The organism is Parafrigoribacterium soli (assembly GCF_040227235.1).
Lineage (GTDB): Bacteria > Actinomycetota > Actinomycetes > Actinomycetales > Microbacteriaceae > Parafrigoribacterium_A > Parafrigoribacterium_A soli.
In genome coordinates, this window is record NZ_JBELNZ010000002.1 from 716,604 (window position 1) to 730,338 (window position 13,735).

Genomic DNA, 13,735 nt, shown 5'->3' on the forward strand with positions numbered 1-13,735 from the left:
GCATGGGGCAGGAGTCGAGACGCACGGGTTTTTTCATCGGCTTGGCGGGGTTCTTCGGCTTCAGCGTCATCGCAGGGGTGCTGGTTGCGGCCATGATGACCCCCGCGATCGCCCTCACGAGCGAGGCGGCGAACGTCTCGATCGGGGTGTTCGACAACCTTCCTGAGACCATTAGCCTGGGTCGTCTCACCCAGCAGAACGCGATCTACGCGAACCGCGCAGGCAAGCCGGTGCAGATCGCCACGATCTACGACCAGGACCGACGCAACGTCAGCTGGGACGAGGTGTCGCCGTTCCTCCGCAACGCTGCCATCGCCGGTGAGGATCGTCGTTTCTACGATCACGGCGGCGTCGATGTGAAGTCGGTCGTTCGTGCCGCGGCCGGCAATCTGCAGCACAAGAAGGTCACGAGCGGTGCTTCCACGATCGACATGCAGCTCGTGCGCAACATCCTCGTGCAGCAGGCACTGCAGATCAAGGATCCGGTCGCCGAGAAGAAGGCATACCTCTCGGCGATCGATGACACGATGGCGCGCAAGCTCGCCGAGATGAAGCTCGCGATCGGGCTCGACAAAAAGTACACGAAGAAGCAGATTCTGCTCGGCTACCTCAACATCACCGGTTTCGGCGGGGACACCTACGGGGTCGAGGCCGCCGCTCGCAAGTACTTCAGCGTCGACGCGAAAGACGTCACTCTGGCACAGGCCGCGAGCCTCATCGCGATCGTCGAGGACCCGAACAACCTCAATCTCGGCAATAAGAAGAACTTCGCAGACAACAAATCGCGGCGGGACCTCATCCTCAGCAACATGCTCGAGTTGAATTACGTCAGCCAGAAGCAATACGACGAGGCGGTGGCGACACCGATCACCACAAAGCCTGAGGCACCGAGCAACGGATGCCTCTACGCGCTCGACGCAAAGTTCGCCTGCGACTACGTCACCCGCCTGATTCCCACGCTCGAGGCGCTGGGAGCCAGCCCCTCCGAGCGAGAGGAGAACTGGGCGCGCGGTGGTTATCAGGTCTACACGAGCATCGACCTCGACCAGCAGGACGTAGCCCAAGCCGCGCTGTCGGCGGATGCGCCGGCGGACGAGAATCGCTTCGCTCTCGGAGCGGCGGCGGACGCGGTGCAGCCCGGAACCGGCCGCATCCTCGTCATGGCCCAGAACAAGGAGTTCAACAACTCTGCGAACGGCGGCGGCCCGACAGCGACGGCCGTCAATTACAGCACCGATAGGCACTACGGCGGCTCCTCCGGCTTCCCCACCGGATCGACCTACAAGATCTTCACCCTGACCGACTGGCTGCAGAAGGGCCACGGACTGTATGACACGGTCAACGGCAGCGTGCGTTCCTTCCCGATCTCGAGCTTCACCGCCGCATGCGAATCGCTCGGCGGCCCACCCTACAAGCCCAAGAACGACTCCCCTGGCGAGGGCGGCAACATGTCGGTGCTGCAGGCCACCGTGCAGTCGGTGAACGTCGCGTTCATCGCCATGACACAGAAGCTCGACCTCTGCGACATTCGCGCGGATGCCGAAGCGATGGGCGTGCACCGTGCCGACGGAGACCAGCTCCTGGCGCTGCCGTCGTCGACTCTCGGCGCGAACGAGATCGCGCCGCTCACCATGGCCGGCGCCATCGCCACCATCGGTGCGAACGGTGTGTATTGCGCGCCGACCATCATCGACCGGATCATCGACGGCAAGGGGCACCAGCTCAGCGGGCAGCCCAAGCACTGCACCACGGCGATCGAGCCGAACATCGCGAGCACCGTGGCGTTCGCGCTGGCGGCCGTGATGAAGTCGGGCACCGGTACGGCCGGCAACCCGCACGATGGTGTGCCGATCGTCGGCAAGACCGGTACGACCGAGAACGCACAGCAGAACTGGCTCATCGCCACCACAACCAAGGCCGCCCTCGCGGTCTGGGTGGGTAACACGGATGGCGGCGAACAGAGCCTGCGCAGGATCCGGATCGCAGGCACCAATGGCTACAACACCAAGTTCAATATCTTCCGCACCACCATGGCGTCGCTCAACAAGAACCCCGAGTATCGCGGCGGCGACTTCCCCGCGCCCGATCCGCAGTTCCTCAAGCGCAGCTACCGGCCGCCGACGCCGGTGACTCCACCGACCGCGCCGGTCACCCCGCCGCAGCCACCGCCGGCTCCGCCCGCAGGTGGCAATGGCAACGGCAAGCCCGGCAAGCCCTGACTCGCAGGAACTTACTCCAGCTCCCGTCTCAGTCCGCGCACGAGCGTCTCGAAGCCTGTGGGAGCGGCGGCGAGCACGTGTCGCGCCGCGATGTGGCTCAGGATGCGGGCACGCTGCGCCACGTTGAGGATCGTGTACTCGAGGTTCGAACCAGTCTCATCGGGCACCAGGCGGTATTCGCCGCGGTACCACCAGTCGCCCTGGGTAATGATCAGAAAAGCTGCCGGGTCGGTGGTGTACATGCTCGTGGCCTCGGCACGCGGTCGCAGCCGGGCGTCGAGGGCCGCGAACGCCGGTGCCGGCCGCGCCCGAAGGTGCGCCCTGAATGTGCGCACGACCGTGTGCTGCAGCGGCCTCCTCCGCGGTGCTTCCCCCATTGATGCGCTTGCTACTTCAGTGACTTCTGCATGAGCACGGTGCCGAGCCACCTGCCGAACTTGAATCCAACCTTGCCCATGTGGCCGATCTCCTTGAAGCCGAAGCTCCTGTGCATCGCGAGTGAGGCATCCGCACCCCTGTCTGCGATGACGGCGATCATTTCCTTGAGCCCCGCGGCCCTGGATCGGTCGATCAGCTCGGTGAGCAGTCTCGTGCCGAGGCCCTTGCCGGTCGCCGCCGGACCGAGATAGATGGAACTCTCCACCGTGTAGCGGTACGCCGCCTTCTCGCGCCACGGATAGACGTAGGCGTAGCCGAGGATCTGGCCGCTCGGGCTCTCGGCGACGAGGAACGGCATCCCGAGCTTGCCAAGGTGCTGGAACTTGGAGCGCAGCGCCGCGAGAGTCATCGGTTTCTCGTCGAAGGTGATGGTGGAGTTCGCCACGTAGTGGTTGTAGATCTCGCGCACGCTGGGCAGGTCCTGCAGCGCCGCATCGCGGATCTTGTACTCGAAGGGCGAGGCGAGCGGCGGATGATTGCGCATGGCCTCGGTGGGTCGGTGAGTGGCCTGATACTCCGATTCCAGCATCCTTCGATGCTACTTCGGCCCGCGCCCATTCGCCCGCCGTTACGGCGCGAGTGACCAGTCGACCGGCTCAGCGCCCTGCTGCACAAGTGCCGCGTTCGCCCGACTGAACGGGCGGGAACCGAAGAAGCCGCCTGAAGCCGACAGCGGGCTCGGATGCACCGACTTGATCACCGGTGTCGCGCCCAGCAGTGGCTCGAGCCCCTGCGCGTCACGCCCCCAGAGGATGGCGACGAGGGGGCCTCCCCTGGCGACCAGGGCGCGGATGGCGAGCTCCGTCACGGCCTCCCAGCCCTTGCCCCGGTGCGAGGCGGGCTTGCCCGGCATCACGGTGAGCGAGCGGTTCAGGAGCATCACGCCGTGCTCCGCCCAGGCGGTGAGGTCCCCGTGGTCGGGGGTCGAGACGCCGAGGTCGTCTCGCAGCTCACGGTAGATGTTCTGCAGGCTGCGCGGCACCGGGCGAACGGCGCGATCCACCGCGAACGACAGTCCGATTGGATGCCCGGGCGTCGGGTACGGATCCTGGCCGACGATCAGCACCCGCACATCCGCCAGCGGATAGGTGAAGGCGCGCAGCACGTTCGCACCCGCGGGAAGGTAGCCGCGGCCGGCCGCGGTCTCCTCTCGCAGGAAGTCGCCCATCCGCGCGATCTGGGCTGCGGCGGGTTCGAGCGCTTGCGCCCATCCCGGGTCGATGAGTTCGGAGAGCGGCTGCGGCGTCACGTCGTCCAGTCAAGCAGACCGAGCGCGGCGAGCGCGCGTCTCGTCCGGTCTGCGATCGCTGCCGCTACCATCCGTTCATGACAGTCATTCGCGGCAGAGCCGGCGCGATCACGATCGGCCTGATCGGCTTCCTCTTCTTCGTCGAGTTCGTGAGCGGAATCCTGCAGGGGTTTTACGTGCCGCTCATCCCCGACCTCGTGAAGTACCTCGGCATCCGGGATGCCGACTTCAACATCTTCGAGGGCGCGCAGCTGCTGCTCTCGGCGCTCGTCGTGCCCGTGCTCGCGAAGCTCGGCGACATGTACGGGCACAAGAAGATCCTGCTCGTCGCCACGGTGCTCACTGCGGGCGCGAGCTGGTGGCTCGCCTTCGCCGGTGACTTCACGAGCTTCCTCATCGCCTGGACGCTGCAGGCCTTCTACGTCGTCTGGCTGCCGCTCGAGATCGCCCTCATCTTCGACAAGGGGCGCCGCAGCGGAAGGGCCGCCTCCGCAACGCGCCGGGCCGCGGGCCTCCTCATCGTCGGACTCGAGGGCGGTGCCATAGCGGGAGCACTCGGCAGCTCCGCGATCTTCGACGCCTTCGGAGGCGCCTCCGCCCTGCAGCACTCGGTCGTGCCCACGATGATGGTGCCGGCGATCGCGGTCTCGCTCGTCTTCTTCGTCATCCTGTTCGGCGTGCCGGAGTCCGAGTCGCTGCCGGATCGCACCCTCGACTGGAAGGGCTTCTCGATCCTCACGATCGGTCTCCTGCTCATCACCTCGGGGCTCACCTTCCTCAAGTTCAACGACGACCAGTGGTGGCCCTGGGCGATCATGGCCGCCGGAATCCTGGTGTTCTGGCCGTTCGTGCGATTCGAGCTGCGGCAGAAGGATCCGGCGATCGACATCCGCGTGTTCGCCCAGCCGAACATGTGGCCCGTGCAGCTCACCGCGTTTCTCATCGGCATCAGCATCCTGGGCGCCCAGGCCCCGCTGTCGACCTACGCCGGCACGAATAAGGCAGAGCTCAGATACGGCCTCGGCCTCGCGAGCGGCACCATTTCCATCCTCATCGGCCTCTATCTCGTGTCGATGATCGTCGGTGCGCTGCTGTTCCCGCTGCTGTCCCGCGTGTTCACGCCACGCATCACGCTCATCATCGCGGCGTTCTTCGTCGCGGCTGGCTACCTGCTGTTCCTCCCCCTGCACCTCGAGACCTGGCAGGTGTTCATGAACATGGTCATTGTGGGGCTCGGCAGCGGCGCGCTCGTCGGCGCCATGCCCGCAGCCGCGGCTGCCGCGGCTCCGCGAGGGCAGACCGGGATCGCTTCGGCGCTCACCAACACCACCAAGACGATCGGCGGCTCGTTCGCCTCGTCGGTGTTCGCCATCGTGCTCACGATCGGCGCGGTGCAGATCGCCGGGTCAACGGCGGGAAGCCTGTTCGGTTACTACCTCGTGTGGGCGATTTGCGGCGGCGGCGCGCTACTCGCCGGCATCCTGTTGTTCTTCGTGCCGAAGCTTGCCTTCGCGGATGACGCGGAGGACGCTCCGACGATCGTGGAGGCTATGCCTTCGGCTTGAGCTCGCCGCGCACGAGCTTGTGCGCTGCCGCCTGTGCCACCGGCTTGATCGTCACGAGATCGAGGTTCACGTGCCCCGGCAGTTCGATCGCGTGCACGATGGCCTCCGCGATGTCCTCTGCCGAGAGCGGATCGGGCACGTTGTCGTAGACCGCGTCTGCCCGCGCCTGGTCGCCGCCGAAGCGGGTGAGGGAGAACTCCTCGGTCTTCACCATGCCGGGCGCGACCTCGAGCACCCGGATCGGCTCGCCCGCGAGTTCCAGGCGCAACACCGCGACGAGCGCGTGGGCCGCGAACTTGGCCGCGTTGTATCCGCCGCCGCCCTCGTACGCGACATGACCGGCAATCGAGGTCACGGTGAGGATGTCGGCGTGACCGCGATCCGCGGACGCCGCGCGCAGCAGCGGAAGCAGCGCGCTCGTGACGCGCTTGACCGCGATCACATTGACGTCATACATGCGGGTCCAGTCATCCGGATCGCTGTCTTCGACCGAGGCCAGTCCGAACGCACCGCCAGCGTTGTTGACGAGGGCGTGCACGGGCCCGAGCTCGGCGAGATGGTCGCGCAGCGCGTCGACCTGCGTCTGGTCGGTGAGGTCGGCGACGAAGAACTGCGCGCCGGTCTCGGCCGCGAGCGCCTCGAGGCGGTCGCGCCGACGGGCGACAGCAACGACCTCCCAGCCACGTTTGCGGAAGAGCCGAGCGGTCGCTGCGCCGATTCCCGAACTCGCACCGGTGACTACAACCCGCTTCGACTGCACACTCACTCCTTCGCTCGCATCAACCGTACCGCCCGCGTCCTTCCAGCCGGCCGCCAGTATGGTGTAACGATGACGGATGGCGTGAAGACCGCTCCCGCGCGAAAGAAGCGCGTTGCGGTCTGGGACAACGCGCGATTCGCCGCCGTGACTCTCGTCGTCGTCGGTCACGGCATCCAGCGCCTCACCGGCGATTCGGATGCGGCGCTCGGCGTCTACCTCTTCATCTACGCGTTCCACATGCCGGCCTTCGCGATCATCAGCGGCTATTTCTCGAAGGCGAGTCCGCCGAACTCGCGGCAGATGAAGAAGGTGCTCACCGACATCGTGCTGCCGTACGCGATCATGGAGGCCATCTGGAGTGCGGTGCAGTTCCTGGTGGAGGGTTCAACGAGCCTCAACCCGACGACGCCCCACTGGACGCTGTGGTTCCTCCTGGCGCTCGGCCTCTTCCGCCTGCTGCTCCCCTACCTCGTGCTCCTGCGCTGGCCGCTCGTGTGGTGCGTCGTGTTCTCGATCGGTGTCGGCTACCTCAGCAACATCGACAACACCTTCTCGCTCTCGCGCACCATCGGCATCCTGCCGTTCTTCTTTCTCGGCTGGCAGGTGCGGCAGTGGAAGCTCGTCGATCGCTGGCACGTGCTCGACCGCAACGTGCTCTGGGTGCGATCCTGTGCGGTCGCCGTCTTCGCGATCTGGATCGCCGTGGTCTTCCTCTTCATAGGGCCGCTGCGATCCATGAACCTCAAGAACTGGTTCTTCTACGACGACTCCTACAACGACATCGTCGGGCAGACGGCCTGGTGGGCGGGGCTTGTGCGCCTCGGTTTCATCCTGCTTGCGGTGCTGCTGAGCGCGGCGATGTTCGTGCTCATTCCGCGCCGCAGGACCTGGTTCACGAGCTTCGGTCAGGCAACGATGTACATCTACCTGCTGCACAGCTTCGTGCTCTACCCGATCCGGCAGTCCGGCATCCTCGGCGACGATCACTCCTCCAGCGTCTGGCTGCTGTCGATGATCCTCGCCTGCATCGCGATCTCGATCGCCCTGGCGAGCCCGCTCGTACGGAAGGTCTTCAGACCGCTGATCGAGCCGAAACCGCAGTGGCTCTTCCTCACGCTCGAGGGCGAGGGCGGTAGCGGCCGGCCGGCCGAACGGGGCCCATCGCGCGTCGATCCGACGGGCTCGCGCCGCGACCGATAGCACCCGGTGCTGTGTCATTACGTCGTATTGCGACAGGATTGTTCCTGACGCTGCCGAGTTCCTAAGCTCGGTGGATTGTGTGCGGACACCCGCGAGACACAGGAATTCGTCGGTACAGACCACGGGCACGAGTCAAGAGCAATCGAAGCAAGAGGAGAGACGCGATGAGCGACTGGAAATTCGAAACAAAGCAGATCCACGCGGGCGCGCAGCCCGATCCGGTGACCAACGCCAGGGCGACACCGATCTACCAGACCACCGCATACGTCTTCAACAACGCGGAGCACGCCAAGAACCTGTTCGCGCTGGCCGAGTTCGGCAACATCTACACCCGCATCCAGAACCCGACCCAGGATGTCGTCGAGCAGCGCGTCGCGGCGCTCGAGGGCGGCACTGCAGCGCTTCTGCTCGCATCCGGGATGTCGGCAACGACGCTGGCCATCCTGAACATCGCGAACGCGGGCGACCACATCGTGTCCTCGTCCTCGGTCTACGGCGGCACCTACAACCTGTTCAAGTACACCCTCGAGAAGCTCGGCATCGAGACGACCTTCGTCGAGAACCAGGATGACGCCGAGGAGTGGCGCCGCGCGGTTCGCCCGAACACCAAGCTCTTCTTCGCCGAGACCATCGGCAACCCGAAGATCAACGTGCTCGACATCGAGCTCGTCTCCGGCGTTGCGCACGACAACGGCATCCCGCTCATCGTCGACAACACCATCGCGACGCCGTACCTCATCCGCCCGTTCGAGCACGGCGCAGACATCATCGTGCACTCGGCCACCAAGTTCCTCGGCGGCCACGGCACGGTCATGGGCGGCATCATCGTCGACGGTGGAAAGTTCGAGTGGTCGAAGAACGTCGAGAGGTTCCCCGGCCTCACCGAGCCCGACCCCTCGTACCACGGCGCCAGCTACACCACCGTTCTGGGCGACGGCATCGCCTACATCATCAAGGCTCGCGTGCAGTTGCTTCGTGACCTCGGTGCGGCCATCGCCCCGGCGAGCGCCTGGCAGCTCATTCAGGGAATCGAGACGCTCAGCCTCCGGGTCGAGCGCCACGTGCAGAACGCGCAGCTGATCGCCGAGTGGCTCGACGCCCATGACGACATCGACACCGTCTACTACGCGGGCCTGCCGTCGAGCCCCTGGTACGGAGCGGCGAACAAGTACGCGCCGCGCGGTGTCGGCGCCGTGCTCTCGTTCGACCTCAAGGGCGGGGTGGATGCCGGCCGCGCTCTCGTGGACAACGTGAGCCTGTTCAGCCACGTCGCCAACATCGGCGACGTGCGCAGCCTCATCATCCACCCGGCGTCGACCACGCACTCGCAGTTGACCCCGGAGCAGCAGCTCACCGCGGGTGTCACGCCCGGCCTCGTGCGCCTCTCGATCGGTCTCGAGAACATCGACGACATCAAGGCAGACCTCGAGGTCGGCCTCGCCGCCGCCCGCGCGGTCGCGGGAAAGTAAGCGCCACCTCCTCGCCGCGGTCGCCCTGCTCCGGCAGGGCGCCCGCGGCGATGTCGTGAACGCCACGGCCACCCCGGCGCGTAACAAAGCACGACCGCCGCCACGCCGTCCGCGATACTGAACTAGACATGGATTGGCAGACACCCGAGGACACGGTTCCTTCGAGCTTCATCACCGAAGCGAACACGAGGGCTCTCTCCGGCAAGCCGCCGGCCACCGGTGCGTGGCGCGAGGGCGATGCTCCCGGCAATCGTTCCTTCGTGTCCATCGGGCCTCTCGCGCTCGAACGCAGCGAGGGTCTCGCTTCCGCGCGCATCGCCTACGAGTCCTGGGGCGAGCTCAACGCCGATCGCAGCAACGCCATCCTCGTGCTGCACGCCCTCACCGGAGACAGCCACCTCATCGGCTCGGCCGGCCCCGGGCATCCGACAGCCGGCTGGTGGAGCGGCATCATCGGGCCGGGCAAGTACATCGACACAGACGAGTGGTTCGTCGTCTGCCCCAACATGCTCGGCGGCTGCCAGGGCAGCACCGGCCCCGCGTCGCTCGCTCCCGACGGCCGCGAGTGGGGCGCGCGCTTCCCGTACCTGACCATCCGCGACCAGGTGGCGGCACAGGTCGCCTTCTCCGACGCGATCGGCATCGATCACTGGGCCGCGGTCATCGGCGGATCCATGGGCGGCATGCACTCGCTCGAGTGGGCGATCGGCTACCCCGAACGCCTCGACCGCGTGGCGATCATCGCCGCTCCCACGATCAGCAGCGCCGACCAGCTCGCCCTCAACTCCGTGCAGATCGAAGCAATCAAGATGGACCCGGGGTTCAACGACGGCGACTACTACGAGGCCAAGGATGGTGAGGGTCCGTACCGCGGCCTCGCCCTCGCCAGGCGCATGGCGCTGCTCAACTACCGCTCGCCGTCAGAGCTCAATGACCGGTTCCAGCGCAGCTGGCAGAGCAGCATCAGCCCGCTAGGCTCCTCCGGAAAGTTTGCCGTGGAGAGCTACCTCGACTTCCACGGCAACAAGTTCACCCGCAGATTCGACGCCAACAGCTACGTGCTGTTGGTCGAGGCGATGAACTCGCACGACATCGGCAGGGATCGCGGCGGCGTCGCCGAGGCGCTCTCGCGCATCACAGCACGCAGCCTCGTGCTGGGAATCGACAGCGACCGGTTGTTCCCCGCCGAGTACCAGGTGCTCATCGCGAGTCGGCTGAGCGGCAGTCTCGACGAGGGGCGAGCCACCATCATCCACTCCGAATTCGGCCACGATGGCTTTCTCATCGAACACGACCTCGTGGGCCCGGAGCTCGTGCGACTACTCAGCGACTAACAGGGACAATCGAGGGCTTGTCATATTGGCTATGCTGATCGAGTGTATACAGAACGGTCTGATAATAAGGCCGGCTCCCGAGGCGCACTGCCGCCGTTTGGCGATCGCCCATGGTGACCGTGCGTCCGCCCCGATCCCCGAAGATCAGGGTGGCGGTCGTTGACGACCACAGGCTGGTGCTCGACGGAATAGTCGCCCACCTTGCAGCCTCGCAACTCGACATCGAGGTCGTGGCGAGCGAGGCGAGCTGGGCCGGCCTCCTGGGCCATAAAGCGTTCCCCGTTGACGTCGTCGTGCTCGACCTCCATCTCGATGACCGCATTCCGATCGGCACAAAGATCCGCGCGCTCACCGCGGCGGGCAGCCGCACCATCGTGATCAGCAGGCACGCCGACATTCCGACCGTTTACACCGCCGTGCAGGCGGGCGCGCTCGCCTTCGTTCCAAAGACCGAGACGGCCGACGAACTGGTGGCAGCGATTCGCGCTGCCGCCGTGGGAGAGCAGCATCAGAACGCCCCGCTGCGCAACGCCATCGCTGGCACGAATCCCGAGGTGCTGCCCGGGCTCGGCAAGCGCGAGCAGCGGGCCCTCGTGCTGTACGCATCCGGTCGCACCATTCGCGAAGTCGCGGAGATCATGCAGACCACCGAAGAGACCGTGAAGTCGTACATCAAGCGAGCCAGGCGCAAGTACCGGGACGTGGGCACCGACCTCGGTTCGAAGATCAAGCTTCGCGACCACGGCATCCGCGCCGGTTGGGTGTCCTCGGAATAGATCGCGATCGTATCCGCCGCGATGGAGGGCTCTGCCGCTAGAGGGCCACGGTTGCCCGTGGCCCTCTTAGCAAGACCCCCCGGTCTGGCCGGTTCCTCAATGAGGCTCCGCCCCGGTGCCGTCTATTCGGGTCAAGGCACCGATCCGGACCCGGGTGCATGAGCACCCGATCCGGCTCTGAGTGTGGCTACCGGGTCTACCCGGCGCGCCCCTCTTGTTCTTCCCCTGAACTGTACCTTTCTCACCGGATTCCCAGCGAACAGTGTCGCACCCCCATTTGAGGTGACAGTGTGGAAGCATGTCTAGCGTGGAACCCATCGCCAAAGAACGCGATCGCCTTCTACATCGCTCCGCCCGAGTGGTCGGATTGGGATCGACGATTGTTTCTCTCGTGTGCTTCAGCGTGCCCGGCGTGCTGCCATGGGCGAGCTATCTCGCGACCCTTCCGCTGTTCGTGCTTCTCGCCTTCGCGCTCTACCGCATGGGCATCGGCCAGTCCATCCTCTGGGTTCTTCTCGGCCTCGCCTCCGGACTCGCGATCCTGCTGGTCGCGCAGGTACCGAACGGGCAGAGCGAGACGCGCGCCATCGCCGACGCCATGGTCCCCCTCGCGGCCGCCGCTCTCGCATCCTTCGCGATCGTGCTGACCAACTCGGTGCCGAGGCTCGTCGTGCTCGTCGTGGGTGTAGTGCTCTCGTTCATCCTCGTGGAGTTCGCCGCACCGCATCCTGACGGGATCGCGCCGCAGGCCGTCGCCACCCTGGTCGGCTGGATCCTCGCGTCGATCCTCGGCTACTGGCTCGGCGCGAGCGTTCCGAGAGCCGCCCGCAGAATCTTCAGCATCGGCCGCGCCCATCGCGCCGAGCGCCTGGCGAGCGAGACCGAGGCTCAGCGGCGTCAGGGCGCGCGGCTCCTGCACGACACCGTGCTCGCCACCCTCACCCTGCTCGCGCACTCCGGCGTGGGAGTCACGACCTCGGCGCTCCAGCAGCAGGCCGGCGACGACGCCCGACTGCTGCGGCAATTGCGGCTCGGTGCGAGTCCCGTCCCCACCTCATCCGGAACGTACAACCTCGAACCGGTCGAGGACTCGATCCTCGGCACCACGCTCGAGTCGGTCAAACAGCGCTTCGGCAGAATGGGCCTCGAGGTCAGCTGGCACGGCACCGGTCAGGTGCTACTGCCGAGCAACGTGCTCGACGCCTTCCTGCTCGCACTCGCCGAGTGTCTTGAGAACGTGCGCCGCCACGCCGGTGTCACCGACGCGCACGTGACGATCACGGACGACGAGACCACCGTGCGAGCCATGGTGACGGATGCCGGCGTCGGCTTCGACCTGAAGGACATCGACGCCGCGCGGCTCGGCTTCAAGGACTCGGTGGTCGGCAGGCTCAAGGAGGTCGGCGGCAACGCCAGGCTGTTCTCGGCCCGCGGCTCAGGGACCACGGTGGTACTGGAGGTACCCAAGTGACCTTCTCGCGCCCAGAAGAGAACACGCTCGGCGTCATCGTCGGCAAACGTCCGCGCGGCGGCGTCCCGAGCGCGTCGACCGCAGCTCGCGCCGTCCGCCAGGCGAGTGCGCCCGGCGCCAGTCTCGGCACCGGTTATCTCGGCGTGGGCGCCGGCGTGATCGCCGGAGTGCAGGCGCTGTGCGGAATCGGGCTGTTCGTCTGGCATCTCGAGTCCTACCCGAGCCTCCTGCCGATCGTCGTCTCCTGGTTCATTTACGTCGCGTCGCTCATCGGTGTGGGCGTGGCGCTTGCCACGCGCGGCGAACGAATGTCCGGCCTGCTGTTCGGCGCGTTCCTGGTCGCGCAGGCGTGCGTGGTCGCGCTCGACTTCGCAGCCATCTGGCCGCTGCACGACATCGGAGCCTTCGCCACCTCATCCGTCTCCGTGGGATTCGGGCTCCTCGTCGCCGTCACCCTGCGCCGTGCGAGCGAAATGCTGTTCGCCGCCGGGCTGCTGTGCGTCGCCTTCGTCGGGGCCATCCTGCTCACCACTCCGCTGACGAGCGAGACGCTCCCGTCGCAGATCGGCGTCGTCGCGCTGGCCGTGCTGCCGCCCGTGTTCGGCGTCTACGTGGTGCGTCGATTCAGGAGGCTCGTCCAGCTCGAACTCGACCGCGTGCTCGTGCAGAGCACGATCTCCGCACCGCGATTCGCGGTCGGGATGCTCGCCTCAGAGGAACTCGCACGGCTCGACCTCGCAGCCGAAGAACTGCTCGATTCCGTCGCGACCGGCACCATCCAGCTCCCGCTGTCGCCCAAGATCGCCTCGACCGCGGCCTCGCTCGCGACCGAACTGCGCCTTCACCTCATCGAGGGTCGCCGAGAGACCTGGCTCTACCACGCCATCACCGAGTCCGAGCAGTTGGGCAAGGGCGTGACGCTCAGCGACCCCGGCAGTCTCGCCGGCCTCCTGGATCCGCACCAGCGCGACGGCCTGCTCGCCGCAGTCTGGCTGCTCGTCAGCAGCAATGGCAAGACCACACCGACCGCCCAGCTCACCCTCGGTCCGATCACCACCACCCTGGACAACGGCCCGGCACGCACCGTAAACGTGCCCATCGTCATCGCCACCACGGGCATCCAGCGCAATCGCGTCGATCCCGCAACGTGGAACGCGATCGGCAAGGTGGGCCGTTTCATCGACTCGACGCAGAACTCCAGCCTGCGTGTCGAGATCGAGTGTGTCGTCGCGAACCCGGCGGACCAATAACATG

General features: G+C 66.3%; 12 protein-coding genes. 8 read left to right on the top strand and 4 right to left on the bottom strand.

The genetic code is table 11. The features are described from left to right. Nucleotides 1–2 precede the first annotated feature (2 nt). A complete protein-coding gene (locus ABUA37_RS07720) occupies nucleotides 3–2,219 on the top strand; it encodes a transglycosylase domain-containing protein (RefSeq protein ID WP_349898546.1) in 2,217 nt (738 codons plus the stop codon). 11 nt (nucleotides 2,220–2,230) lie between these two features. On the opposite strand, the gene ABUA37_RS07725 is transcribed toward ABUA37_RS07720, so the two are convergent. From ABUA37_RS07725 to ABUA37_RS07735, 3 genes are read right to left on the bottom strand one after another with little or no spacing between them, the layout of a single operon-like run. After that, nucleotides 2,231–2,596 carry a hypothetical protein gene (locus ABUA37_RS07725; protein WP_349898547.1) on the bottom strand — a complete coding sequence of 122 codons (366 nt, stop codon included), beginning with the start codon at nucleotides 2,594–2,596 and terminating at the stop codon, nucleotides 2,231–2,233. Between the two features lie 11 nt (nucleotides 2,597–2,607). Beyond that, complete coding sequence (locus ABUA37_RS07730) at nucleotides 2,608–3,186, bottom strand: GNAT family N-acetyltransferase (protein WP_407075353.1); 579 nt, start codon at nucleotides 3,184–3,186, stop codon at nucleotides 2,608–2,610. 39 nt (nucleotides 3,187–3,225) lie between these two features. After that, nucleotides 3,226–3,906 (bottom strand): uracil-DNA glycosylase, encoded by a 681-nt coding sequence (locus ABUA37_RS07735; RefSeq protein ID WP_349898548.1) that lies wholly within the window; start codon nucleotides 3,904–3,906, stop codon nucleotides 3,226–3,228. 77 nt (nucleotides 3,907–3,983) lie between these two features. Here ABUA37_RS07735 and ABUA37_RS07740 point away from each other — a divergent pair, with 77 nt between their 5' ends. After that, nucleotides 3,984–5,471 (top strand): MFS transporter, encoded by a 1,488-nt coding sequence (locus ABUA37_RS07740; protein WP_349898549.1) that lies wholly within the window; start codon nucleotides 3,984–3,986, stop codon nucleotides 5,469–5,471. On the opposite strand, the gene ABUA37_RS07745 is transcribed toward ABUA37_RS07740, so the two are convergent. Further along, entirely contained in the window at nucleotides 5,455–6,231 is a 777-nt protein-coding gene (locus tag ABUA37_RS07745) for an SDR family oxidoreductase (protein ID WP_349898550.1), read from the bottom strand. The two genes, ABUA37_RS07740 and ABUA37_RS07745, sit on opposite strands and share 17 nt — an antisense overlap. A 69-nt stretch (nucleotides 6,232–6,300) precedes the next feature. Between ABUA37_RS07745 and ABUA37_RS07750 the strand changes: the two genes are divergently transcribed. The 6 genes from ABUA37_RS07750 (at nucleotide 6,301) to ABUA37_RS07775 (ending at nucleotide 13,731) form a co-directional block, all read left to right on the top strand. Continuing rightward, nucleotides 6,301–7,431, top strand: a complete 1,131-nt coding sequence (locus tag ABUA37_RS07750; RefSeq protein WP_349898551.1) for an acyltransferase family protein — start codon at nucleotides 6,301–6,303, stop codon at nucleotides 7,429–7,431. Between the two features lie 104 nt (nucleotides 7,432–7,535). Further along, nucleotides 7,536–8,900 (top strand): bifunctional o-acetylhomoserine/o-acetylserine sulfhydrylase, encoded by a 1,365-nt coding sequence (locus ABUA37_RS07755; RefSeq protein WP_349898654.1) that lies wholly within the window; start codon nucleotides 7,536–7,538, stop codon nucleotides 8,898–8,900. A gap of 128 nt (nucleotides 8,901–9,028) precedes the next feature. Beyond that, nucleotides 9,029–10,234: a homoserine O-acetyltransferase MetX gene (gene metX, locus ABUA37_RS07760; protein WP_349898552.1), complete on the top strand. Its 1,206-nt coding sequence runs from the start codon at nucleotides 9,029–9,031 to the stop codon at nucleotides 10,232–10,234. Nucleotides 10,235–10,344: 110 nt separating this feature from the next. Further along, nucleotides 10,345–11,010 (top strand): response regulator transcription factor, encoded by a 666-nt coding sequence (locus ABUA37_RS07765; RefSeq protein WP_349898553.1) that lies wholly within the window; start codon nucleotides 10,345–10,347, stop codon nucleotides 11,008–11,010. 307 nt (nucleotides 11,011–11,317) lie between these two features. Continuing rightward, the gene (locus tag ABUA37_RS07770) at nucleotides 11,318–12,481 is read left to right on the top strand and encodes a sensor histidine kinase (RefSeq protein WP_407075362.1); all 1,164 of its coding nucleotides are present in this window, start codon (nucleotides 11,318–11,320) and stop codon (nucleotides 12,479–12,481) included. After that, entirely contained in the window at nucleotides 12,478–13,731 is a 1,254-nt protein-coding gene (locus ABUA37_RS07775; RefSeq protein WP_349898555.1) for a hypothetical protein, read from the top strand. The genes ABUA37_RS07770 and ABUA37_RS07775 overlap by 4 nt, the downstream gene beginning before the upstream one ends. Nucleotides 13,732–13,735: the final 4 nt, after the last annotated feature.

What these genes read in the sequence shown, in the direction of transcription:
- ABUA37_RS07720 (WP_349898546.1), top strand. Translation starts at nt 3, where the DNA reads ATGGGGCAGGAGTCGAGACGCACGGGTTTTTTCATCGGCTTGGCGGGG.
- ABUA37_RS07725 (WP_349898547.1), bottom strand. Translation starts at nt 2,596, where the DNA reads ATGGGGGAAGCACCGCGGAGGAGGCCGCTGCAGCACACGGTCGTGCGC.
- ABUA37_RS07730 (WP_407075353.1), bottom strand. Translation starts at nt 3,186, where the DNA reads ATGCTGGAATCGGAGTATCAGGCCACTCACCGACCCACCGAGGCCATG.
- ABUA37_RS07740 (WP_349898549.1), top strand. Translation starts at nt 3,984, where the DNA reads ATGACAGTCATTCGCGGCAGAGCCGGCGCGATCACGATCGGCCTGATC.
- ABUA37_RS07750 (WP_349898551.1), top strand. Translation starts at nt 6,301, where the DNA reads ATGACGGATGGCGTGAAGACCGCTCCCGCGCGAAAGAAGCGCGTTGCG.
- metX (WP_349898552.1), top strand. Translation starts at nt 9,029, where the DNA reads ATGGATTGGCAGACACCCGAGGACACGGTTCCTTCGAGCTTCATCACC.
- ABUA37_RS07765 (WP_349898553.1), top strand. Translation starts at nt 10,345, where the DNA reads ATGGTGACCGTGCGTCCGCCCCGATCCCCGAAGATCAGGGTGGCGGTC.